A 22,993-nucleotide genomic window follows, 5' to 3' on the forward strand; every position below is an offset into this window, starting at 1 on the left:
GGCCATTCCTTACTTCACCCGCGGGCTTTCCGGCGGCCCCAGATAACTGGCCTTCATCCCGCCCGTATCGACGACCACCTTCTGAAGCACCACGGCCGGATCGAGCGCCCAGATCTTCAGCACGTGCGCCCCTGGCTTGCCGACCGCATGGCGCGTGGTGAACACGGCGGCACCATCGCCAACGATCTTTTCCCAGTGTTTTTCCGACGCATCGGCATGCAGGTTGACGACCTGCGGGGGCTCGCCATCGAACGCCACCGCGAAGTGCAGGCCCTGCCCTGGCTGGAATTTCAACGTCGGGGCCACGGTGACATGTACCTTCACGTTGCCGCTGCTGAACAGGTGCATGTCGTACTCGAGCCGCATGCCGTCGCCCGGCGCCAGGGCCGGCGCATCGACCGGCAAGGTTGTCATGCCCGACAGCGTGCGGCCATGGCCGGGCACGTTCAGCCACTCGCGGCCTGGCGCTGCGACCGCCCGGGCATAGTGCTCGGCCTCGATCGACACCACGCCGTGGGCTTCAACGAACCCTCGCGCCGGCTGCTCACCGGTCGGCTTGTGAACCAGCACCTCGATCCTGGCCTCCCCGTTCGGGCCGGTGACGAACAACGTGGCGGCCGTGACGCCGGCCGGCACCTGGTCCCAGCGGGCATCCACGGCGATGCGCTGCACCTTGTCCACCGTGCCGGACGGTTTATCCAGCACGATCCACGGCGCGCTGGCACGCACCGCATACCGGAACGGCGTGCCGCCCCGGTTGAACAGTTCCACCGTGCGCGGCTTGCGCTCGAACGCATCGAGCGCGGGAAGCTTCAGGCCCTGCGCATCCGGCCATGCCCCTTCGCTGCCCTCGATGGCGATGCCCAGCTCACCGGCCTTCGACACCTGCACTTCGCTCACGGCCGGCATCACGTTGCGCGGCGGCTGCTGCCAGTACGTGTAGCCCAGGTGCGTCTGCGCCATCATGTGGTTCCACTTGCCGCCATTGATCGCATGGTAGCGGCGCGTCAGCGCGGCATCGTCGGCGAACAGCGCGCGGGCACGGCCGGCCATGTCGTTGGCGGCGGCCCTGCCCTGCTTCGCGTACAGCCGGTTCAGGCCCGCCGTTGCATACAGCTCATTGACGACGGCGCCAGCCTTCACCGGATGCAGCACCAGCTGGTAGAACGCATCGCGGCGCTCCTTCGGCAGGCTGGCGAAGATCTTCTCCGCGCGTGCCTCGAGCTCGCGGTACTCGGCCACGATGCGCGCCGATTCGCCATAGTTCACAAAACTGTACGTGTCCGGTTCCAGCATTTCCGGGCGGCGGCGGCCGTTGTACTGCGCGTACTTCGCGACGATGTCGGCAATGTCCGCCGCATGCAGGGCGCCGAACTCGCGCGTTGCCCACAGCCGCTGGTATTCCTGCAAGTGGTCGGCCGGCCACGCGGCGGGGTTCCATGCATAGGCCAGGAAGAATTCCATCGGCACTTCCATTGGCTTCAGGTCGCCCACGTTGACGATCCACATGCGCGTGGCCTCGTGCTTCCACGCCAGGTGCATCTGCTCCCACACCTTCGGCAGCGGGGTCACGTTCAGCCACTTGTAGTTGCGCGGGCCACCCACGTAATCGAAGTGGTAATAGACGCCCGCGCCGCCGGCGCGCTGGCGCTCTTCCCTCGTGGGCAGGCGGCGGATATTGCCCCAGTTGTCGTCGCACCACAGCAGCAGCACGTCGTCCGGCACGCGCATGCCCTGCTCGTAGTAATCCTGCACTTCCTTGTACAGCGCCCATGCCTGGGGCACTTTCGTGACATCCGCATCCAGTTCCCCGGCGATCGTCTTGCGCTGGTCGCCGACGATCCGTTCGAGCAGCGCCACGTTGGCATCGCGCGACATCGGCTCGTCGCCATCGCCGCGCATGCCGAGCGTGATGACTTTCTCGTAGTCGCGCGTCTTCTTCAGGCCATCGCGCCAGAACGCCTTGAGTACGGCTTCATTGCGGCTGTAGTCCCACGGGCCCTTCCCGTAGCGCGACCATTCCTTGTGCGCACGCATCATCGGTTCATGGTGCGACGTGCCCATCACGATGCCGTATTCGTCGGCCAGGCGGCCGTTTTCGGGATCGTCGTCGAAGAATGCCGCATCCCACATCGCCGGCCACAGGTAGTTGCCGCGCAAGCGCAGGATCAGTTCGAACACGCCCTTGTAGAACTTGCTGTTGTAGCCGCCGTAGCGCTCCTTCGCCCACCCGGTCAGCGCCGGCGCCTCGTCGTTCAGGAAGATGCCGCGGTATTGCACCACGGGCGCATCGTGCAGCGCCGTGCCGGCCTGCGCGTACAGCGCCTTGCGTTTCACCGGCGGCACGTCGGCCCACCAGTACCACGGCGACACGCCGATCTGCTCGGACACTTCATAGATGCCGTAGATCGTGCCGCGCTTGTCGCTGCCGGCAATCACCAGCGCGCGCTGCACGCCCGGCATCGGGTTGCGCACGGTGCGCACGAGGTAGCCTTCCCACTTGCCGCGGATCGGTGCCACGTCGAGCATGCCGCTGTTCGCCAGGCCGTCGATCAATGCGCTCTTGCCGAGCGTACCGACGATGACGATGTCGATGCCGAGCGCCGCGTCCGGGCGTGACACCGTGCGCAACGCCGGCTTCACGCCACCGACACGGGCGATATCGGCCTGCAGGTCGCCGGCCGCGCGCAGCACACCCGCATGGTCGCCGGCATCGATGAAGATCGGCGCAGCCCTGCCCCGGGCCAGCAGCTCGACGGCGTTCAGCGAGTCGCGCTCGAAGGCGATGAAGGGCTTCTGGCCCAGCGCATGCGCGGCACCGGCCAGCTGGAGCAGCACCGCCAGCAGGATCAAGCGAAAGGCGTTCATCATTCCCCCAGCGCTTCGTAGTCGAACCAGTCGACGTCGGCTTGCGCACCGGTCGCGAACACGCCGGCGAACACGCCGGTGAAACCGCCCGCGTCTTCCGACGACAGCGCGGCCGTCGGCGCGGCACCCAGCAGCACGGGCGCCTTGCCATCCTGTGCGTAGCTGAATTGATAGCGGTCGGGCCAGGCGCGCACCTGCAAGTCCACGGGCCCCGGCCGCAAGGCGGCGGAGGCGACGACTTTCGTTTCACCTTTCACGCGCGTGACGAGCTCGACACGGCGCGCAGCCTTGCTGCCGGCGACCCGCAACTGATAGTGGTTGGCTTCGTTCTGCCGCAGCGCCAGGCCCGCATACTGCCCCGGGCCATCCGGCGCGAAGTCGATGCGCGCCGCAATGCGGGCATCGAGGTGCTGCTGGCGGCGCGCCACGAAGGCCGGCGTAGCGATGTCGTCGAGCGTTGCCTTGCTGCCGTTCAGGCGCAGGAAGCCGAGCCGCGCCGACAGCGAATACAGGCCGGTGGACGGCCCGCGCACGAACGTCCAGTGCAGGTCCAGCTTCGGCTGGTCGAAGTGCGTGCGCACCGGTTCTTTCGGCCAGGGCGCCGCGGTTGGCAGCCCGGCCGCGCTCATTTCCAGCGCCAGCGGTTTGCCGCCGTTGACGACGGGCCAGCCATCCTGCCATGTCACCGGCGCCAGCAGCGTTTCGCGGCCCAGGTGGTGCTTGCGCTCATTTGGCCCACCTTGGGGCCGCACGCCGAGCAGCACCATCCACCACTTGCCGTCTTCAGCCTGCACCAGGTCGCCGTGGCCGGTGGCCTGCAGCGGCAGTGCCGGGTGGTTGCGATGCGACAGGATCGGGTTGCCCTTGTGCGCCTCGAACGGCCCGGAGGGCGACTTCGCGCGCGCCACGGTGATCATGTGGTCATAGGACGTGCCACCTTCGGCGATCATCAGGTAATACCAGCCATCCACCTTGTACAGGTGCGGCCCCTCCGGCCAGACGCCACCGGTGCCGTTCCAGATCCGCTTCGGTTCCTCCAGCAGCTTGCCGGTCTTCACGTCGATGCGGGCCTGCACGATGCCGCCCTTCTCGCCGCCGTCGTGCCGCGTGTAGTACACGGTGCCGTCGTCGTCGAAGAACAGCGAAGGGTCGATCCATGGCGTCTTTTCCTTCAGCCATACGGGTTCCGACCATTCCCCGGCGGGGTCCTTCGTGTGGACGATGAAATTGCCGCCCGTTTCCACGTTCGTCGTGATCATGTAGAAGGTGCCGCCTTCGCAGCGCAGCGTGGGCGCATAGATGCCGCGCGATGCGCGCTGGCCTTTCAGCGGCAGCTGCGATTCTCGCGTCAGCGCATGGCCGATCAGCTTCCAGTTCACCAGGTCGCGGCTGTGGAAGATCGGCACACCCGGGAAGTATTCAAAAGTGCTGTTGGCCAGGTAGTAATCCTTGCCGACGCGGCAGATGCTGGGGTCCGGATGGAAGCCCTTGATGACGGGATTGCGGTAGGTTCCGGTATCGGCCGCGGCCACGATCGCCGGCATTGCCGTTGCCGCCGTCAGCACGGCTGCAAGCAGGGTCGACGGCAGCAGGGCGGCCCTCATTTCGCACCGCCACAGCGCGTCCGCAGCGCCTTCAGTGGCACGGCGTCGGCCATCGCGCGCAGGCCCGCGATCGATGGGTGCAGGCCATCGTTGTCGTACTCCTTGCGCAGCCGGTCCGGTGCCTGCGGGTCGCGCAGCGCCGCGTCGAAGTCGGCCACCGCATCGAACACGCCGGACTTGCGGATCCAGTCGTTCAGCTGCTGGCGGTCGGCCTCGTTGGTGGCGGCGGGCCGGTAGTAATCGCTGCCGGCATACGGCGTGACGGTGCCGCCGATCACGCAGATGCCATGCGCATGGGCGCGTTCGACGAGTTGCCGGTGCGCCTGCTGCAGGTCTTCGACCAGCTTGGCCCGCGCAGCCGGGATATCCTCGCCGTTGCGGTGCTGTCCACCCAGGTCGTTCACGCCGATCATCACCACGGCGTGCGTCACGCCGGCGCGGGCGATCACGTCGCGGTCGAAGCGCGAGGCCAGGTTCGGGCCCAGGCCGTCGCGCAGCATCCTGCCGCCGCCGATGCCCACGTTGACGACGCCCATCGCCTTGCCGCCCTGCGCGATGCGCCCGGCCAGCACGTCCGGCCAGCGGTCGTTGCCATCCGTCGTGGTGCCATAGCCATCGGTGATCGAGTCGCCCACGGCCACCACGGCGCCCACGTCGCGCGGCGCCTGCACTTCCACGTCGGCCAGCATGTACCAGCGGGGGATCTTCTCGACATCGGTCCAGGCCGCGTCGAGCGTGCGCTGGCCTTTCGCCACGAAGCTGGTCGCGCGCGAACCCGGATGGCCCGTCTGCTTCGATGGCGCGGCGTTGAAGTACAGCGATACGGCAATGTCCGCACCGGCCTTGTGGGGCATGGCCACCACGTCGCTGTAGTACTCGGCGCCGGCCGGGATCATCACGGAAGCACGGCCGCCGAACGTCAGCGCCCTGGCCGATTGCGGCTCGATATCCGGATGGCCGGGTGCCCTGGCCAGGCCGATGCCGGCCGCCTCCACCGTCAGCGGCGTGGTGCCGAACGCATTGCTGATACGGACCCGCAGCTTCTCGCCGCCCAGGGCCACGTGCGCGACCTGGCGCAGCGTCGCGTCGCGCCAGTGTTCCTGTGCCAGTTCGTTCTGCGGCTCGGGCGCCATCTGGGCGGCGCCCCACGAGGCGACCCAGTGCCAGTTTTTCGGTGTTTCAGCGGCCGTGGCGGATGCAGCCGCCATCATCGTGGCCACAAGGGCAGCCATGCCGCGGGCGCGCAGCCCGGTGTGCAGTTGTCGCATGTCGTCTCCGTTTTTATCGCGCGTTGAATTGAATTCAACGTAGTTTGCGTGCGTTTTTATGCTTGCTGCTCAGGGCGGATGTTGTAGCGCTACCGCCGCCATTCTTTTTGCCAATCTTTACAGTGCCGATCTGTTGACTTGCCACGTTAATTCGCGCAAACTGCAAAATGTTAGCGCTATTCATTTTAGGTTAAGCCGATGGTACAGGCAACATATAATAACGAGACGAATGCAGGCTCCAAAACACCCGTGATCACGGCGATGCAGGTGATTCCGGTGGCCGGCCACGACAGCATGCTGTTCAACCTGTGCGGTGCGCACGGCCCGTATTTCCTGCGCACGCTCGTGCTGCTGACCGATAGCGCGGGCAATACCGGCATGGGCGAAGTGCCGGGCGGCGCCGGCATCACGAAGGCGCTGGAAAACGCGATCCCGCGCGTCGTGGGCACGCAGATCGGCCGCTTCAACCGCACCCTGAACGCGGTGCGCGAAGGCATCGCCGGCAAAGCCAGCGGCCCGCAGACGCTGCAGCACCAGGTCACGTCGGCTGCCGAGGCGGCCGTGCTGAAGCAGCCCCATGAAATCAACCTGCGCCTCGAGAACGTCGTCACGGCGATCGAGGCCGCGCTGCTCGACTTGCTCGGCCAGCACCTCGGCGTGCCCGTCTGCGAACTGCTCGGCAGCGGCCAGCAGCGCGACAAGGTGCCGATGCTGGCCTACCTGTTCTATATCGGCGACCGCACGCGCACCGACCTGCCCTATCTCGAAGGCCCGGCCGGAAAGGACGACTGGTACTCGTTGCGCCACCGGGAAGCCATCACGCCGCAAGCCATCGTCGAACAGGCCGAGGCCACCGTGGCCCGCTACGGCTTCCGCGACTTCAAGCTGAAAGGCGGCGTGATGCGCGGCGAGGAGGAAATGGCCGCCGTCACCGCCATCAAGAAGCGCTTCCCCGATGCGCGCGTGACGCTCGATCCCAACGGCGCCTGGTCGCTGGACGAGGCGATCCGCCTGTGCCGCAACCAGGGCCACGTGCTGGCTTATGCCGAAGACCCATGCGGTCCCGAAAACGGTTACTCGGGCCGCGAGACCATGGCCGAGTTCAAGCGCGCCACCGGGCTGCCCACCGCCACGAACATGATCGCCACCGACTGGCGGCAGATGGCGCATTCGCACCTGCTGGGCGCCGTGGACATCCCGCTGGCCGACCCGCACTTCTGGACGATGCAGGGTTCCGTGCGCCTGGCCCAGCTGTGCCAGGAATGGGGCATGACATGGGGCTCGCATTCGAACAATCACTTCGACGTGTCGCTGGCAATGTTCACGCACGCGGCGGCCGCCGCGCCGGGCCGCATCACGGCGATCGACACGCACTGGATCTGGCAGGAGGGGCAGGAGCGCCTGACCCGCGAACCGCTGCAGATCATCGGCGGCGAAGTGGCCGTGCCCGATCGCCCCGGCCTGGGCATCGAACCGGACCTGGATCGTATCGCCGCCGCGCATGCTCTGTACCTGAAGGTGGGCACCGGCGCGCGCGACGATGCGATGGCCATGCAGTATTTGATTCCCGGATGGACCTATTCGCCGAAGCTGCCCAGCCTGGGCCGCTGACTCGCCCCGGATCCATCCATAACCAGAACAAGAGGAGACTCATATGAAGGAAGCGCCAGCCCTGTCCTTGTTGCCTGCCGATCTGCCGCAGGCTTTGCTCGTAGGCCGCGTATGGCGGAGCGGTAACGTCGACGGCCCCGCCGTCGTGGCCGTCCGTAACGGCGAAGTGTTCGACATCACGCACCATGTGTCGACGGTCTCCGAATTGCTGGAACGCGATGACCTCGTGGCCATCGTGCGCTCGGCGCCGGGCGAATCGCTGGGCCGCGCCGAAACACTGATCGAGAATGCGCTGTCGGCCAACCCGGCGGCGGACATCCCCCGCCTGCTGGCCCCGAACGACCTGCAGGCCATCAAGGCCTGCGGCGTGACGTTCGCCGTCAGCCTGCTGGAACGCGTGATCGAGGAACAGGCCAACGGCGACCCTGCGCGCGCCGAACAGCTGCGCGGCGAGCTGCTGGCATCGATCGGTGCCGACCTCTCCAGCATCAAGCCCGGTTCGCCGCAGGCGGAACAGCTCAAGAAGGAATTCATCAGCCGCGGCGCCTGGTCGCAGTACATGGAAGTGGGCATCGGCCCCTACGCCGAAGTGTTCTCGAAGTCCCAGCCGATGTCGGCGGTGGGCTTCGGCGCCGACGTGGGCCTGCACCCGGAATCGAAGTGGAACAACCCGGAACCGGAAATCGTGCTGGCCGTGACGAGCCAGGGCAAGCCGGTCGGCGCCACGCTGGGCAACGACGTGAACCTGCGCGACATCGAAGGCCGCAGCGCCCTGCTGCTCGGCAAGGCCAAGGACAATAACGGTTCCACCGCGATCGGCCCGTTCATCCGCCTGTTCGACGACAAGTACTCGCTCGACACCGTGCGCAATGCCGAAGTGCGCCTGACCATCGAAGGCGTGGACGACGACTTCGTGCTCGACGGCGTGAGCCTGATGAAGCAGATCAGCCGCGATCCGCTCGACCTGATCGGCCAGACCTGCGGCGCGCACCACCAGTACCCGGACGGCTTCATGCTGTTCCTCGGTACCATGTTCTCCCCCATCAAGGACCGCGACGCCAAGGGCGGCGGGTTCACGCACCACAAGGGCGACCGCGTCACCATCGCGAGCCCGGCGCTGGGGCCCTTGTCAACCACGTCCACCGCAGCGATGAAATCGCGCCATGGACGTTCGGCGTTCGCGCCCTGTACAACAACCTGGCACGCCGCGGCTTGCTGGCAAATGTAACTGCAGCAACTGGAGAAAAATGATGGCTGGCGAAAGAGTGCAACCGTTTGAATATGCCACCTATCCGGATCTGAAGAACAAGCGTGTCGTCGTCACCGGCGGCGGCACGGGCATCGGCGCGGGCATCGTGGATGCCTACGTCAGGCAGGGTTCGCAGGTGGTGTTCCTGGATATCGCCGATGAACCGTCGCAGCAACTGGCGGCCAGCTACCCGCAGGCGCCCCACCAGCCGCGCTTCCTGCACTGCGACATGACGAATCTTGAAGAGCTCAAGAAAACGTTTGCAGAGATCGAGCGCGACGGACCCGTCGACATCCTGATCAACAACGCGGCGAACGACCATCGCCACGCCGTGGCCGACGTGACGCCGCAGTACTGGGACGACAGCCTGGCCGTGAACCTGCGCCACCAGTTCTTCTGCGCACAGGCCGTGGCGCCGGGCATGAAGCGCAATGGCGGCGGCGTGATCCTGAACTTCGGTTCGATCTCGTGGTACCTGGCCCTGCCGCAGCTGACGCTGTACATGACCGCGAAGGCGGCCATCGAAGGCCTGACGCGAGGCCTGGCCCGCGACCTGGGCAACGACGGCATCCGTGTCAACACCGTGATCCCCGGCTCCGTCAAGACGCCGAAGCAGATGGCCCTGTGGTACACGCCGGAAGGCGAAGCGCAGATCATGGCTTCGCAACTGCTGAAGGAGCGCATCGAGCCGGAAGACGTGGCGGCGCTGACGCTGTTCCTGTCGTCGAACCAGGCATCGCGCTGCACCGGCCGCGATTACTTCGTCGACGCCGGCTGGTACGGGGACGGCAAATGACGACGACACCCCAGTGCATCTGGCCGCTGGCCGCCACGCTGGGCGAAGGTCCGGTCTGGCACCCGGTGGAGCAGATGCTGTACTTCGTCGACATCAAGGGGCACAAGCTGCACCGCTGCGACGCGCAGGGTGAGCACCGCCAGACGTGGGACATGCCCGACGAGACCGGCTTCGCCCTGCCCGCGCAGGCGGGCGGCTTCGTCTGCGGCCTGGCCGGCAAGCTGGTGCACTTCGATCCCGCGACCGGCGAGTTCACGTCCGTCACGCAATTCGAAGCGGACCGCCCCGGCAACCGCCTGAACGACGGCCACGTCGCGCACGACGGCGCCGTGTGGTTCGGCTCGATGGACAATGCCGAGGCGGCGGCCAGCGGCGCGCTGTACCGCTATGACGGCACCGCCCTCACGCAGCACGACGACGGCATCATCATCACCAACGGCCCGGCGTTTTCCCCGGACCGCCAGACCTTCTACCACACCGACACGTTTGGCAAGACCGTGTACGCGTTCGACGTGACCGCCGACGGTACACTGGCCAACAAGCGCGTGTTCGCCACGATCGAGGCGCCGGGCTGGCCGGACGGTTCCGCCGTCGACAGCGCCGGCAACGTATGGGTCGCTGTCTTCCGCGGCGCCCGCGTGCTGTGCTATTCGCCCGCCGGCGAACTGCTGCAGACCATCGCCTTCCCGGTGCCGAACATCACGAAGATCGCCTTCGGCGGTCCGGACCTGAAAACCGCCTTCGCCACGACCGCCACGAAAGGCCTCACCGACGAGGAACGTGCCGTCGCCCCGCTCGCGGGCGGCGTGTTCGCGTTCCCGGTCGACGTGCCGGGCCTGCCGCAGCACATGATTGGATTTATCAAATGACCCGCCGTTACCGTTCCCAGGACTGGTTCGACAACCCCGACCACATCGACATGACCGCGCTGTACCTCGAGCGCTTCATGAACTACGGGATCACTCCCGACGAGCTGCGCAGCGGCAAGCCGATCATCGGCATCGCCCAGTCGGGCAGCGACATCAGCCCGTGCAACCGCATCCACCTGGACCTGGCCAAGCGCGTGCGCGACGGCATCCGCGATGCGGGCGGCATTCCGATGGAATTCCCGCTGCACCCGATCTTTGAAAACTGCCGCCGCCCCACCGCCGCGATCGACCGCAACCTGGCCTACATGGGCCTCGTGGAGATCCTGCACGGCTACCCGATCGATGCCGTGGTGCTGACGACCGGCTGCGACAAGACGACACCATCGCAACTGATGGCGGCCGCCACGCTGGACCTGCCGGCCATCGTGCTGTCCGGCGGCCCGATGCTGGACGGCTGGCTCGACGGTGAACTGGTCGGTTCCGGCGCGGCGATCTGGAAAGGCCGCCGCCGCCTGGCCGCCGGCGAAATCGACAACGAGAAATTCCTCGAGATCGCCGCCGCGTCCGCGCCATCGGCCGGCCACTGCAACACGATGGGCACGGCGTCGACGATGAATGCCATCGCCGAAGCGCTGGGCATGTCGCTGACCGGCTGCTCGGCCATTCCCGCACCGTACCGCGAACGTGGCCAGATGGCCTACGAGACCGGCCGGCGCATCGTGGCGCTGGCCGAGCAGGACGTCCGCCCCTCGTCGATCCTGACGCGTGAAGCGTTCCTCGATGCGATCGTCACCAATGCGGCGATCGGCGGTTCCACCAACGCGCAGCAGCACATCATGGCGATGGCCCGCCACGCCGGCGTGGAAATCCACACGGAAGACTGGATGAAGTACGGCCACGACGTGCCGCTGCTGCTGAACATGCAGCCTTCGGGCAAGTACCTCGGCGAGCGCTTCCACCGCGCGGGCGGCGTGCCCGCCGTGATGTGGGAACTGGAGCAGAACGGCCTGCTGCGCTCCGACCGCGCCACCGTCACCGGCAAGACCATGAAGGAAAACCTGGTCGGCAAGGAGACGAACGATCGCGAGATGATCTGGCCGTTCGCGGCGCCGCTGAAGGAAAAGGCGGGCTTCTTCGTCCTGTCCGGCAACCTGTTCGACTTCGCGATCATGAAGACGTCCGTGATCTCGGACGAATTCCGCGCACGCTACCTGAGCCGCCCCGGCAGCGAAGGCGTGTTCGAAGCCCGCGCCATCGTGTTCGACGGTTCGGACGACTACCACAAGCGCATCAACGATCCGGCGCTGGACATCGACGAAGACTGCATCCTGGTCATTCGCGGCGCCGGCCCGATCGGCTGGCCCGGCTCGGCCGAAGTCGTCAACATGCAACCGCCCGATGCGCTGATCAAGCGTGGCGTGAAGAACCTGCCCACGCTGGGCGACGGCCGCCAGTCCGGCACGTCCGACAGCCCGTCGATCCTGAACGCGTCGCCGGAATCGGCGGTGGGCGGTGGCCTGGCCTGGATCCGCACGGGCGACACCGTGCGCGTCGACCTGAACAACGGCACCGCGAACATGCTCGTCGACGAGGCGGAGATCGAACGGCGCAAGGGCGATGGCATCCCGGCCTTCCCGGCCAGCCAGACGCCATGGCAGCAGATCTACCGCTCCACCGTGGGGCAGATGCAATCGGGCGCCTGCATGGAACTGGCGCTGGAGTACCGCAATTTGCGCGACGTGGTGCCGCGGCATAACCACTGACCACGGGTTTGACGGCGCGAGGTTGATCCGCTGGTGTCTGACACTTTTTCCGGGCGCATTATCCGGAAAAGGTGTCGGACACCGGTTTTCTTCAGCGATCGCCGACTACGGCCGGGAAAACCGGTGTCTGACACTTTTTCGCGAGCGAAAAAGTGTCAGACACCATTGAATCGGCGCCTTTGCGCCAGTTGCAAACGAATTCGAGCACGATGAGTTAAACAAGCACCTTTAACGATCCAAGATAACAACAACAGGCCACAGGCCACCCATCTTAGGAGACACACCATGAAGTTGAAGATCGCCATCGCGAGCGCCCTGCTCGCCCTTACCTCCACCGCCGCCCTGGCGGATGCGAAAAACCCGAAAATCGGCTTCTGCATCGACGACCTGCGCCTCGAGCGCTGGACGCGCGACCGCGATTACTTCGTCAAGGAAGCGGAGCGTCTCGGCGCCAAGGTGTACGTGCAATCGGCCGATGCCAGCGAACAGCGCCAGATCTCGCAGATCGAGAACCTCATCTCGCGCGGCGTGGACGTGCTCGTGATCGTGCCCTACAACGCCACGGTGCTGAACAACGCGATCCGCGAGGCGAAGAAGGCCAAGATCAAGGTGGTGTCGTACGACCGCCTGATCCTGAACTCCGACGTGGATGCCTACATCTCGTTCGACAACCAGAAAGTGGGCGAACTGCAGGCCGAGGCGATCAAGGCGATCAAGCCGAAGGGCAACTACTACCTGCTGGGTGGCGCGCCGACCGACAACAACGCCAAGATGCTGCGCGAGGGCCAGCTGAAGGTGCTGCAGCCGCTGATCGACAAGGGTGACATCAAGGTCGTGGGCAAGCAGTGGGTCAAGGACTGGAGCGCTTCCGAGGCGATGTCGATCGTCGAGAATGCGCTGACCGCCAACAACAACAAGATCGACGCCATCGTGGCCTCGAACGACGCCACGGCCGGCGGCGCGATCCAGGCGCTGACGTCGCAGAAGCTGCAGGGCAAGGTGCCGGTCTCCGGCCAGGATGCCGATCTCGCCGCGGTGAAGCGCGTGATCGCCGGCACACAGGCAATGACCGTCTACAAGCCGCTGAAGCTGATCGCCACCGAGGCGGCCAAGCTCTCCGTGCAACTGGTGCGCAACGAGAAGCCCGGCTTCAACTCGCAGTACAACAATGGCGCCAAGCAGGTGCCCACGCTGCTGCTGAAACCCATCCCGCTGACGAAGGCCAATGTGCAGGTACTGGCCGAGGACGGGTTCTATACGAAGGCCCAACTGACCGCCAATTAAGACCGCATGAGCGATTACCTTCTTGAAATGCGCGCCATCGTCAAGCAGTTCGACGGTGTGCGCGCACTGAATGGCATCGACATCAAGGTGAAGGCCGGCGAATGCGTCGGCCTGTGCGGTGAGAATGGCGCCGGGAAATCCACGCTGATGAAGGTGCTGTCCGGGGTCTACCCGCACGGCACCTACGACGGCGAGATCTACTGGAACGGCGCGCCATTGAAAGCCACCTCGATCCGTGAAACGGAAGCCGCCGGCATCGTCATCATCCACCAGGAACTGATGCTCGTGCCGGAACTGTCGGTGAGTGAAAACATCTTCCTCGGCAACGAGATCACCCTGCCCGGCGGGCGCCTCGACTACGACACGATGAACCGCCGCGCCAACGAATTGCTGGCCGAACTGAACATCCGCGACGTCAACGTGGTGCTGCCCGTGAAGCAGTATGGGGGCGGGCACCAGCAGTTGATCGAGATCGCCAAGGCCCTGAACAAGAATGCCCGGCTGCTGATCCTCGACGAGCCGTCGTCGTCGCTGACCACGTCCGAGATCCGCATCCTGCTCGACATCATCCACCAGCTGAAGTCGAAGGGTGTCACCTGCATCTACATCTCGCACAAGCTCGACGAAATCGCGGCGATCTGCGACACGATCGTGACGATCCGCGACGGCCAGCACATCGCCACCACGCCGATGCGCGAGATGAGCGTGGAGAAGATCATCGCGCAGATGGTCGGCCGCGAAATGAACCAGCTCTATCCCGAAAAGCGGCATACGCCCGGCGACGTGGTCTTCGAGGCGAAGCACGTGACGTGCTGGGACCCGGACAACCCGCAAAGGAAGCGCGTGGACGACGTGTCGTTCACGCTGCGCCGTGGCGAGATCCTGGGTATCGCGGGCCTCGTCGGCGCCGGCCGCACCGAACTGGTGTCCGCGATCTTCGGTTCTTACGAAGGCTCGTATGAAGCCGAGGTGTATTACGAGGGCCGCCGCTGGCACACGACATCGCCATTGCAATCGATCCGCACGGGGCTGGCCATGGTGCCGGAAGACCGCAAGCACCACGGCATCGTGCCCGATCTGTCGGTGGGCCAGAACATGACGATGGCCGTGCTGCAGCAGTTCTCGCATGGCAGCCGCATCGACCAGGACGAGGAGCTGAAGGTGATCCGCGGCGAGATTGGCCGGCTGAAGCTGAAGACGGCCAGCCCGTTCCTGCCGATCACAGGGCTTTCCGGCGGCAACCAGCAAAAGGCCGTACTGTCGAAGATGCTGCTGACGAAGCCGAAGATCCTGATCCTCGACGAACCCACGCGCGGCGTGGACGTGGGCGCCAAGTTCGAGATCTATCAGCTGATGCTGAACCTGGCCAGCGAAGGCATCTCGATCATCATGGTGTCGTCGGAACTGCAGGAAGTGCTGGGCGTTTCCGACCGCGTGCTCGTGATCGGCGAAGGCCAGCTGCGCGGCGACTTCGTCAACGACAACCTCACGCAGGAAACCCTGCTGGCCGCCGCCCTGGCGCAACCGCTCCACTGACGGGCTCTATCGAAAAATACTCATGAAAAGCAATCAATTCAAGAAGCTGTTCACGCAGTACAAGATGCTGGCCCTGCTGGTCGCGATCGTACTGATCTGGGGTTTCTTCACGTGGATGACGGAAGGCGGCTTCCTCACGCCGCGCAATATGTCGAACCTGATGCGGCAGATGGCCGTCACGGGCATCCTGGCCTGCGGCATGTCGCTGGTGATCATCGCCGGCGAGATCGACCTGTCCGTCGGTTCCCTGCTTGGCCTGCTGGGCGGCGTCGCGGCCGTGCTGGACGTCACGCACGGCATGGGCCTGCCCGTCAACATGATCGCCGTGCTGGCAGTGGGCCTGTTCATCGGCCTGTTCAACGGTTACCTCACGGCCTACCTGCACATCCCGTCGTTCATCGTGGGCCTGGGCGGCATGCTGGCCTACCGGGGCATCCTGCTCGGCGTGACCGACGGCGTGACGATCGCGCCCGTGTCCGAGGAATTTGTCTATATCGGCCAGGGCTACCTGCCGCCGCAATGGGGCATCGTGCTGGGCGTGACGCTGTTCGTGATCGCCATCGCGCTGACCTTCCGCCAGCGCAAGAGCCGCGCCCATCACGGCCTGGAACAGGCGCCGCCGTGGCGCGACGGCCTGCGTCTCGGCATCATCGCCGCGGTGCTGTTCGGCTTCGTCACCACGCTGAACAGCTATGAAGGCATTCCGCTTCCGGTGCTGCTGCTGCTCGCGCTGCTGGGCATCTTCACCTACATGACGACGCAGACCGTGTTCGGCCGCCGCATCTACGCGGTGGGCTCGAACATGGAAGCCACGCGCCTTTCCGGCATCAACGTGAAGGCCGTGAAGCTGTGGATCTTCGGGATCATGGGCCTGATGTGCGCCCTCGCCGGCCTGATCAACACGGCCCGCCTCGCGGCTGGCGCCCCATCGGCCGGCACGTCGGCAGAACTCGATGCGATCGCCGCCTGCTTCATCGGCGGCACGTCGATGCGCGGCGGTTCCGGCACGGTCTACGGCGCGCTGATCGGCGCACTCGTGATGGCCAGCCTGGACAACGGCATGTCGATGCTGGACGTGGACACGTACTGGCAGATGATCGTCAAGGGCGGCATCCTCACGCTGGCCGTGTGGGTCGACGTGGCTACCCGTGCCGGCAAGCGATAAACACAAAAAACAAAGGAGACACATGCAACACGATTCGAACAACGGCCGGCGACGATTCCTGGCCACGATGGCGGCCGCCGGCGCGGCGCCCACGCTGTCGATGGCCGCGACGGCCCGCCCCACGTACAAGAATCCGGCCGCGCCGGTGCCGAAGCGGGTGGACGACTTGCTGAAGCGGATGACGCTGGAAGAAAAGATCGCGCAGATGGATTGCGTCTGGATCGAAAAAGGCAAGGTCGAAGACAATGGGGCCTTTTCCGCGGCCAATGCAGTGAAGGCTTTTCCAAACGGGATCGGCATGCTGGCGCGGCCTTCGGACCGGCAAGGCAAGTCGGAAGCCGGTGCCGCCGCGGCGGCCGGTGACGATGGCGCGCGCCCGAACCGCGGCGCTCGGGAAACGGCGGAGTATGTGAACGCCGCGCAGAAATGGGCGCTGGAGCAGACCCGCCTGGGCATTCCCCTCTTCATGCACGAGGAAGCGCTGCACGGCTACGCGGCGCGCGATGCCACGTCATTCCCGCAGGCGATCGGCCTGGCGTCGTCCTTCGATACGGATCTCGTCACCCGGGTGTTTTCGGTGGCGGCACGCGAGATGCGGGCACGCGGCGCAAACTTCGCGCTGGCGCCCGTGGTGGACGTGGCGCGCGAGCCGCGCTGGGGCCGCATCGAGGAAACGTACGGAGAAGACCCGCACCTGTCCGCGGAAATCGGCAAGGCCGCCGTGATCGGTTTTTCCGGCACGTCGCGCCAGCTCGCCAAGGACAAGGTGCTGACGACGCTGAAGCACATGACCGGCCATGGCCAGCCCGAGTCGGGCACCAACATCGGCCCGGCCGAAGTGTCCGAACGCACGCTGCGCGAGGAGTTCTTCCCGCCATTCGAGCGGCTCGTGAAGGAAACCACGGTGGCCGCCATCATGCCCTCGTATAACGAGGTCGGCGGCATACCCTCGCACGCGAACCGGTGGATGCTGAACGACGTGGCCCGCAAGGAATGGGGCTTCAAGGGCGTGATGGTGTCCGACTACATGGGCATCCGCGAACTGGTCACGCGCCACAAGATGGCCGCCACGCCGAAGGAGGCCGGCTACTACGCGGTGAAAGCCGGCGTCGACATCGAAACGCCGGATGGCCATGGCTACCGGCACCTGGCGGAACTGGTGAAGGAAGGCCGGGTCTCCGAAAAGGAGATCGATACGATCGTGCGCCGCATCCTCGAACTGAAGTTCCTGGCGGGCCTGTTCGAGCAGCCGTACGCCGACGTCGCGCAGGCCGATGCGCAAACGGCGACGACTGCCGACGTGGCGCTGGCGCGCGAAGCCGCGGGCCGCTCGGTCGTGCTGCTGAAGAACGACAAGGGCGTGCTGCCGCTGCGGGCAAACAAGACCGGCAAGTTGCTGCTGCTCGGCACGCACGCGAAGGACACGCCGATCGGCGGCTATTCCGACATTCCCCGCAAGGTCGTATCGATCCACGACGCGCTGCAGGCCGAGGCAAAGGCCCAGGGCTTCGGCTTCGATTACCGGGAAGGCGTGCGCATCACCGAGGAACGCATCTGGGGCAAGGACGAGATCCGCTTCACCGCCCCGGAAGTCAATGCGCGCCTGATCGCGGAAGCGGTGGCGGCGGCGAAATCGGCCGACACGATCGTGATGGTCCTGGGCGACAACGAGATGACGAGCCGCGAAGCCTGGGCCGACAAGCACCTGGGCGACCGTGCCACGCTGGACCTGATGGGCCAGCAGAACGACCTCGCAAAAGCCATCTTCGACCTGGGCAAGCCGACGATCGTGTTCCTGCTGAACGGCCGGCCCATGTCGGTCAACCTGCTTGCCGAGCGGGCCGATGCGATCATCGAGGGCTGGTACATGGGCCAGGAAACGGGCAACGCCGCGGCGGACGTGCTGTTCGGCCGCGTCAACCCGGGCGGCAAGCTGCCGGTATCGGTCGCGCGCAACGTGGGCCAGCTGCCGATCTTCTACAACCACAAGCCTTCGGCCCGGCGCGGCTATATCGACGGCAGCACCGCGCCGCTGTACCCGTTCGGCTTCGGCCTGTCGTACACCACGTTCGACATCTCGGCGCCACGCCTGACGAAGGCGACGATCCGGCCGGACGGCGCCACGCAGGTGGAAGTCGACGTCACCAACACCGGCGCGTTGGCGGGCGACGAAGTAGTGCAGGTGTACATCCGCGACGACATCTCGTCCGTGACGCGCCCCGTGCTGGAGCTGAAGGCGTTCCGGCGCGTGACGCTGCAGCCGGGCGAGAAGAAGACACTGGTGTTCGACATCAAGCCAGCCGACCTGGCGTTCTACAACGTGGACATGCGGCGCGTGGTCGAACCAGGCAGCTTCACGATCCACGCGGGGCCGGACAGCGTGCGGCTGAAGTCGGTGAAACTGATGGTGGCCTGACGGGGGCGCGCGTCAATCGGCAGCGGCGACCGTGTCGGCGCTGCCCCAGATGGCATGGGGGCCGGCAACGCGCGCCTTGATCCTGAACCGGCTTCCCGGCGGCAGGTGCGGCCGCGTGCCCAGCCGCGTGCCCAACCTGATACGCACCCGCTCGCCGACGTACCGGGCAAGCAGGTCGGGAAAGCCCTGCACCGGGCCGGTCGATTCGACAGTCACCTCGAGTTCCGTGACCTGCCCGGCATCGTGCACGGCTTCGAGCCGGCACGTCACCCAGGCCCAGTTTTCCACGACCTGCATGGTGGCCTCCTCCGTCAATAGTGGTCATGCCTGCGCATCCAGGTACCGCACGAGCGCGTCCGACATCGGCAGGTCTGTCTGCTCCTGGTAGTAACTATACGCCGGTGACGGATTCACCTCGAAGCACACGTACTCGCCACCGGGGGTGCGCTTGAAGTCGATGCCGCATAACGGCAGGGCCAGCTCCCTCGACAGGGCACGGCAACGGTCGCTTTCGCGAGCGGGGAGCGCGAATGGCACCATGTCGACATCGAGACCATCCCTGCCGGCATACCGGTAGTCGACGGCGTCGCTGATGATGCGCACGGCGAATACGCTGTCGCCCACCACGTGCACCCGGATATTTTCCCCATCGATGAATTGCTGGAACTGCGTGGGCAATGCGCGGATGCTTTCCAGCTGGGCCAGCGCGGCATCGTCGAGGACGCGCACGATGGAGCGTACCGCGCTGGTGGATTTGTAGATGACCCGCCCATGCCTGGCGCGAAACGCGTGCACGCACGCCGGTTCGCTGGTCACGATCGTTTCGGGCACGGCGAATCCGGCTCGCCGGATGACCTGCAGTTGAAATGGCTTTGAATAATTGGACAACGTCGCGGAAAGGCGGTTGGCCACGCGCTGCGGTGCGATCTCGGTCCACTGCACCAGTATTTCGCTCCAGGCGTGCGCGCGCGCCGCCAGCGCCGCGCCATCCCAGGCCCTGCCCATCCGTGACAGCTCCGGCAAGGTCGACGCATCGGTCGTGCGCAGGTAGATGCCGCGGAAACGTTCGAGCGGGTAGACCTGGCCGCCGATGGTCATCGCCCCCGTGCAGGTGCCATCGGCATAGTCCAGTTCCATCTCGTCGTGGGCGAACGATCGCTGGTTGAGCAGCACGCAGGGGATGCCGAGCGCCTCGGCACTGGCCAGTGCCATGGCAACGGGCGGTTCGGAAGGAATGCCGGCCAGGAGGATCATGCGACCGCTCCTTCGGCGCCGGGTGCCGGCTGGCGTTCCATGTGCTGGCGCAGCGCGCCGATCACCGCGGCGGGCGCCGCCATCGGCGCGGCGTCGAACCCCGACCATAGCCAGTCGCCATCCGGGCCGCGCACGAACTGCACCACGCCAAAACCGAGACCCGTCGACCGGGCGAATGCGAGGACGGCTGCGTGCCCGACACCCTGCAGTTCGCCCACCACGGCATTTCCGACGACCCAGAGCATGCCCCGTTCGCCATCGGCAGGCTGGCAGGCGAACACCGGGGCACCCACGGCCGGCACAGGGCCGCCCGCGTTCCCCACCGGCTCGAGCGTGCCGGGCTCCCCCAGGCGCGAGCGCGTCGACATGCGCAGCACGCGGGTGCGCAGGCCAGCGCGCGCGGCGTGGCCGGCGGCGGCGAGCCCCGGCCTGCCGTGGCCCGCCATGTGCAGCCGGGCCATGTCGTTCAGCACCGGGCAGTCCAGGCCTTCGAGACAGCTCCAGAACGCGGCCGTCGCCTCGGCGCTCGCATACTCGCGGTCGGGCTGGCTGGACCGGTGGAACGCGGGCACCGGCACGTGGCGCACCCGGTTGAGCACGATGGCGGTCGCGCCATCGAGCAACACGGGACCGCCCCGCGCGCGCACCTCGCTGGCGACCCCGCCCTGCCCCACCGAATGGGTGAACGTGCACCCGGCAAGCCAGGTTTCGATCGTCAGGCTGCGCAGCCGCGGCCCGAGTGCGCCCGCAAGCGTGTCGGCGACCGGGTCGAAGAGGTGGCGTATGACCAGCATGGCCGCTCAGACGTCGCCGGGCTTGGTGTCGTACGAGCGCTTGCCGGCAGCATCGCCGCGGCGCATGGCCTCCTGCCGCGTGTCATCCTCGCCGGCCAGCGCGCCCTGGCTCAGGTCGGGGCGCAATCCCGCGCCGATGAAGGGCTGCGGGGCTTGTTGCGCCTGCTGCCCGCCCGGTTGCCCCAGCAGGGTGCCGACGATGGCCTCGAGCTGCGCCATGCGTGCCTCCATCATGCCCCCGCCCCAGCCCCCGCCAAAGCCGCCGGGCAATCCGCCGCCATCGACTGGCTTGTCGCCCTGTTTCTCGAAGGGCTTGTCAAAGGGTTTGTCGAAGGAGGCCGACTTGTCGATCACCGGTTTTTCCGGCCGCTTGTCGAGGATCGGCTTGTCGAAGTTCTTGTCCAGCACGGGTTTCTCGGGCTGCAGCTCTTTCGCGAACTCCTTGTCCTTCGTGAATTCCTTGGCCGGCTTGAGGCCGCACTTGACCTTGACGTTGGCGGTCATCACGGCCCCGGGCGCGCTGATGCTGGTGACGGAGACGCAGGTCTTCTGGCCGCCATACGACTTCGAGTTCGGTGCCGACGTGTTGGTGAACGACGAGTTGCCGGTGGAGCCGGGATACGGATCGCCGGCGTCGCCGCGGTTGTTGGAATTTTCCAGGTCGCGCTGGTTGTCGGCCTGGACCAGCGCCACCTTGTAGCGCGCCTCGTTGGTATTGGTGGCAACCGATTCGTCGATATGCCAGATGAGCAGGCCGCCGCCGGGCAGGGAGGCATCGAAGCCCGTCTGCTGCCGGTTCTCGACCAGGAAATACTCGGCACCCGAAGCGCCATCCTTCCACAGGCGCAGCACCGACTGGCTGTCCTTCACATCGGCGATGGAACGCATGCCGTTGACCGTGACGTTGTCGACGGTGGCCCAGCCCTGGTTGGCCTTGCACCAGGCCGAGGGATGGGTCGGCGTATCGCCGCCGCCGCCCCAGCTCCCCGCGGCCATCAGGCAAAAGCGGCCGATGCCTTCGGAACTGCCGTCGGTATCGTACAGGTCCGGGAAACCGAACAGCAGGTGGCCGAGTTCATGGGCGCACACGCCGATCTTGCAGTCCTCGGGCACCGTGAGGTAGCCGAACACCTTGGTCCCGTCGGTCGTCACGGCGCCCGACGGCAGTGTCCACTTGTGCGACCAGATGTCGCCGCTGCTCCCTGTTTCTTCCGCGCCGGCCCCGGCGTGCACGACGACGAAGGCATCGACGAAGCCATTGCCATCATTGTCATAGGGCCCGAAATCGACGCCCGGATCGGCCGCGCTCAACGCATCCCTGGCCATCGTGCGCGCATTCGGCAGCGCATTGCCGGTACCCGAGTCGCCGTTGCAGTAGGCGGCCAGCGTCTGTGGCAGCCGGAAAGGCCCGACGACCTGGCCCTGCAGGTCGACGAGGCCATGCGTGACCTCGGTGAAGTATTCGCGCACGCTTCCCGTGGGAACCACGCCGTCGGAAAAGAACAACTGGTCGAGGTCGCTCGCCGTCCGGGCCATCGGCTGATCGCTGAAATCGACCAGCACCACGATGACCCGCACGGTGCCGTGCAGCGGCGCCCTGTCGAGCGCCTGGTTCCGGATGACGCTGGGCGACGTGCCCAGCGGGAATTCGCTGGGAGGAATGATCATCCCGTCGTTGAAGCCTTCCGCCCTGGGTTCGGTCGCGCGCAGGCGCAGGCCGCTGCGGCTCGTGAACTGACTGCTCAGCGCTGCGATTTCCTTGCGCAGCCGCTCATTGAGTTCCGGTGACGGAGCAACCATGCAGCGGTCCGGATCGGGCGCCCGCTGGGCAGCCGCATAGACACGGGAAACATTGGCATAGACATCGTGGTTATTACACATGGCAGTTCCAATCATGGATTGCGCTGAACAGTACTGCGCAACAAGATCATATGGCTGCGGAAATCGCATTGGCTGGCCGCGCAACGCCGGTGCACCGACCCGCAGACTGTTCCCAGGAAAACAGCTTTGGCTTCACACCTCCCCCTTGCATCAGGCATGTCGCTTGTTCAATGCTGCGCTTGCGAACAGGGGACGTCTGTCGTCATTTGTCGGGCAGTTGTAATCGAATGTCGGGGCAGGTCCTGAAAACAGAAAAGCCCGCATCGGCGGGCTTTTCTGTACGTTGGTCACATGGCGCGGTGCTACTTTTCAGGGGTCAGGTGCCCCAAGCCGTAGCCGAGATGCTGCCACCAGTGTTCGCGCGAGCGCACGGTCAGCAGGCACATCTTGTCGACCTCTTCCTTGAACACGCGGTCCTGGCATTGCTTCGTCATCAACGCGTGGCGCTGGTTCTCGGCATTGACGAGCGACGCCGCCAGCCAGCACACGAGGATGGCCAGCAATACCACCAGGCTCCACGCAAGGTGGTTGACGTTGCTGGCGTTGAAGAGCCGCCGTTCGTCGGGTTCCAGCGCGTCGAACGCTTCCATGATGCCTTTTTCGCGATCGGTCATGACGATACTCCTGCTTCCTTG

At 65.9% G+C, this 22,993-nt stretch carries 16 protein-coding genes and 1 pseudogene; 9 read left to right on the forward strand and 8 right to left on the reverse strand.

Features of this window, described 5'->3' with window-relative positions:
• Window positions 1-9: 9 nt before the first annotated feature.
• The 3 genes from EWM63_RS05935 to EWM63_RS05945 are packed head-to-tail and all read right to left on the reverse strand — an operon-like array spanning window position 10 to window position 5,740.
• A complete protein-coding gene (locus tag EWM63_RS05935; RefSeq protein ID WP_130185704.1) occupies window positions 10-2,871 on the reverse strand; it encodes a glycosyl hydrolase 115 family protein in 2,862 nt (953 codons plus the stop codon).
• The gene (locus tag EWM63_RS05940) at window positions 2,868-4,472 is read right to left on the reverse strand and encodes a glycoside hydrolase family 43 protein (RefSeq protein WP_207221249.1); all 1,605 of its coding nucleotides are present in this window, start codon (window positions 4,470-4,472) and stop codon (window positions 2,868-2,870) included. The genes EWM63_RS05935 and EWM63_RS05940 overlap by 4 nt, the downstream gene beginning before the upstream one ends.
• Entirely contained in the window at window positions 4,469-5,740 is a 1,272-nt protein-coding gene (locus EWM63_RS05945; protein WP_229487752.1) for an SGNH/GDSL hydrolase family protein, read from the reverse strand. The genes EWM63_RS05940 and EWM63_RS05945 overlap by 4 nt, the downstream gene beginning before the upstream one ends.
• A gap of 198 nt (window positions 5,741-5,938) precedes the next feature.
• Here EWM63_RS05945 and EWM63_RS05950 point away from each other — a divergent pair, with 198 nt between their 5' ends.
• From EWM63_RS05950 to EWM63_RS05990, 9 genes and pseudogenes are all read left to right on the forward strand, one after another.
• A complete protein-coding gene (locus EWM63_RS05950; RefSeq protein ID WP_130185705.1) occupies window positions 5,939-7,351 on the forward strand; it encodes an enolase C-terminal domain-like protein in 1,413 nt (470 codons plus the stop codon).
• Between the two features lie 43 nt (window positions 7,352-7,394).
• Window positions 7,395-8,602: pseudogene (locus EWM63_RS05955) on the forward strand (fumarylacetoacetate hydrolase family protein).
• Entirely contained in the window at window positions 8,602-9,396 is a 795-nt protein-coding gene (xylB, locus tag EWM63_RS05960; RefSeq protein ID WP_130185706.1) for a D-xylose 1-dehydrogenase, read from the forward strand. The pseudogene EWM63_RS05955 and the gene xylB overlap by 1 nt, the downstream one beginning before the upstream one ends.
• Window positions 9,393-10,265 (forward strand): SMP-30/gluconolactonase/LRE family protein, encoded by an 873-nt coding sequence (locus EWM63_RS05965; protein ID WP_130185707.1) that lies wholly within the window; start codon window positions 9,393-9,395, stop codon window positions 10,263-10,265. Before xylB ends, EWM63_RS05965 begins: the two co-directional genes overlap by 4 nt.
• Complete coding sequence (locus EWM63_RS05970) at window positions 10,262-12,028, forward strand: IlvD/Edd family dehydratase (RefSeq protein ID WP_130185708.1); 1,767 nt, start codon at window positions 10,262-10,264, stop codon at window positions 12,026-12,028. The genes EWM63_RS05965 and EWM63_RS05970 overlap by 4 nt, the downstream gene beginning before the upstream one ends.
• A 285-nt stretch (window positions 12,029-12,313) precedes the next feature.
• Entirely contained in the window at window positions 12,314-13,312 is a 999-nt protein-coding gene (xylF, locus tag EWM63_RS05975; protein WP_130185709.1) for a D-xylose ABC transporter substrate-binding protein, read from the forward strand.
• A 6-nt stretch (window positions 13,313-13,318) separates the two neighbouring features.
• A complete protein-coding gene (xylG, locus tag EWM63_RS05980) occupies window positions 13,319-14,848 on the forward strand; it encodes a D-xylose ABC transporter ATP-binding protein (protein WP_130185710.1) in 1,530 nt (509 codons plus the stop codon).
• Window positions 14,849-14,870: 22 nt separating this feature from the next.
• Window positions 14,871-16,013, forward strand: coding sequence for a sugar ABC transporter permease (locus EWM63_RS05985; RefSeq protein WP_130185711.1), 1,143 nt, complete (start codon window positions 14,871-14,873; stop codon window positions 16,011-16,013).
• Between the two features lie 22 nt (window positions 16,014-16,035).
• Complete coding sequence (locus EWM63_RS05990) at window positions 16,036-18,429, forward strand: glycoside hydrolase family 3 N-terminal domain-containing protein (protein WP_130185712.1); 2,394 nt, start codon at window positions 16,036-16,038, stop codon at window positions 18,427-18,429.
• Window positions 18,430-18,441: 12 nt separating this feature from the next.
• Here EWM63_RS05990 and EWM63_RS05995 read toward each other — a convergent pair whose 3' ends face one another.
• From EWM63_RS05995 to EWM63_RS06015, 5 genes are all read right to left on the reverse strand, one after another.
• Entirely contained in the window at window positions 18,442-18,726 is a 285-nt protein-coding gene (locus EWM63_RS05995) for a hypothetical protein (protein ID WP_130185713.1), read from the reverse strand.
• A 24-nt stretch (window positions 18,727-18,750) separates the two neighbouring features.
• Entirely contained in the window at window positions 18,751-19,683 is a 933-nt protein-coding gene (locus EWM63_RS06000; RefSeq protein WP_165390761.1) for an ATP-grasp domain-containing protein, read from the reverse strand.
• A complete protein-coding gene (locus EWM63_RS06005) occupies window positions 19,680-20,477 on the reverse strand; it encodes a hypothetical protein (RefSeq protein WP_130185715.1) in 798 nt (265 codons plus the stop codon). The genes EWM63_RS06000 and EWM63_RS06005 overlap by 4 nt, the downstream gene beginning before the upstream one ends.
• 6 nt (window positions 20,478-20,483) lie before the next feature.
• Window positions 20,484-22,358, reverse strand: coding sequence for a M6 family metalloprotease domain-containing protein (locus EWM63_RS06010; RefSeq protein WP_207221250.1), 1,875 nt, complete (start codon window positions 22,356-22,358; stop codon window positions 20,484-20,486).
• Window positions 22,359-22,660: 302 nt separating this feature from the next.
• Entirely contained in the window at window positions 22,661-22,972 is a 312-nt protein-coding gene (locus EWM63_RS06015) for a hypothetical protein (protein WP_229487753.1), read from the reverse strand.
• Window positions 22,973-22,993: the final 21 nt, after the last annotated feature.

This window comes from Pseudoduganella lutea (assembly GCF_004209755.1).
Taxonomy (GTDB): Bacteria; Pseudomonadota; Gammaproteobacteria; order Burkholderiales; family Burkholderiaceae_D; genus Rugamonas; species Rugamonas lutea.

What these genes read in the sequence shown, in the direction of transcription:
- EWM63_RS05935 (WP_130185704.1), bottom strand. Translation starts at nt 2,871, where the DNA reads ATGATGAACGCCTTTCGCTTGATCCTGCTGGCGGTGCTGCTCCAGCTG.
- EWM63_RS05940 (WP_207221249.1), bottom strand. Translation starts at nt 4,472, where the DNA reads ATGAGGGCCGCCCTGCTGCCGTCGACCCTGCTTGCAGCCGTGCTGACG.
- EWM63_RS05945 (WP_229487752.1), bottom strand. Translation starts at nt 5,740, where the DNA reads ATGCGACAACTGCACACCGGGCTGCGCGCCCGCGGCATGGCTGCCCTT.
- EWM63_RS05950 (WP_130185705.1), top strand. Translation starts at nt 5,939, where the DNA reads ATGGTACAGGCAACATATAATAACGAGACGAATGCAGGCTCCAAAACA.
- xylB (WP_130185706.1), top strand. Translation starts at nt 8,602, where the DNA reads ATGGCTGGCGAAAGAGTGCAACCGTTTGAATATGCCACCTATCCGGAT.
- EWM63_RS05965 (WP_130185707.1), top strand. Translation starts at nt 9,393, where the DNA reads ATGACGACGACACCCCAGTGCATCTGGCCGCTGGCCGCCACGCTGGGC.
- EWM63_RS05970 (WP_130185708.1), top strand. Translation starts at nt 10,262, where the DNA reads ATGACCCGCCGTTACCGTTCCCAGGACTGGTTCGACAACCCCGACCAC.
- xylF (WP_130185709.1), top strand. Translation starts at nt 12,314, where the DNA reads ATGAAGTTGAAGATCGCCATCGCGAGCGCCCTGCTCGCCCTTACCTCC.
- xylG (WP_130185710.1), top strand. Translation starts at nt 13,319, where the DNA reads ATGAGCGATTACCTTCTTGAAATGCGCGCCATCGTCAAGCAGTTCGAC.
- EWM63_RS05985 (WP_130185711.1), top strand. Translation starts at nt 14,871, where the DNA reads ATGAAAAGCAATCAATTCAAGAAGCTGTTCACGCAGTACAAGATGCTG.
- EWM63_RS05990 (WP_130185712.1), top strand. Translation starts at nt 16,036, where the DNA reads ATGCAACACGATTCGAACAACGGCCGGCGACGATTCCTGGCCACGATG.
- EWM63_RS05995 (WP_130185713.1), bottom strand. Translation starts at nt 18,726, where the DNA reads ATGCAGGTCGTGGAAAACTGGGCCTGGGTGACGTGCCGGCTCGAAGCC.
- EWM63_RS06000 (WP_165390761.1), bottom strand. Translation starts at nt 19,683, where the DNA reads ATGATCCTCCTGGCCGGCATTCCTTCCGAACCGCCCGTTGCCATGGCA.
- EWM63_RS06005 (WP_130185715.1), bottom strand. Translation starts at nt 20,477, where the DNA reads ATGCTGGTCATACGCCACCTCTTCGACCCGGTCGCCGACACGCTTGCG.
- EWM63_RS06010 (WP_207221250.1), bottom strand. Translation starts at nt 22,358, where the DNA reads ATGTGTAATAACCACGATGTCTATGCCAATGTTTCCCGTGTCTATGCG.
- EWM63_RS06015 (WP_229487753.1), bottom strand. Translation starts at nt 22,972, where the DNA reads ATGACCGATCGCGAAAAAGGCATCATGGAAGCGTTCGACGCGCTGGAA.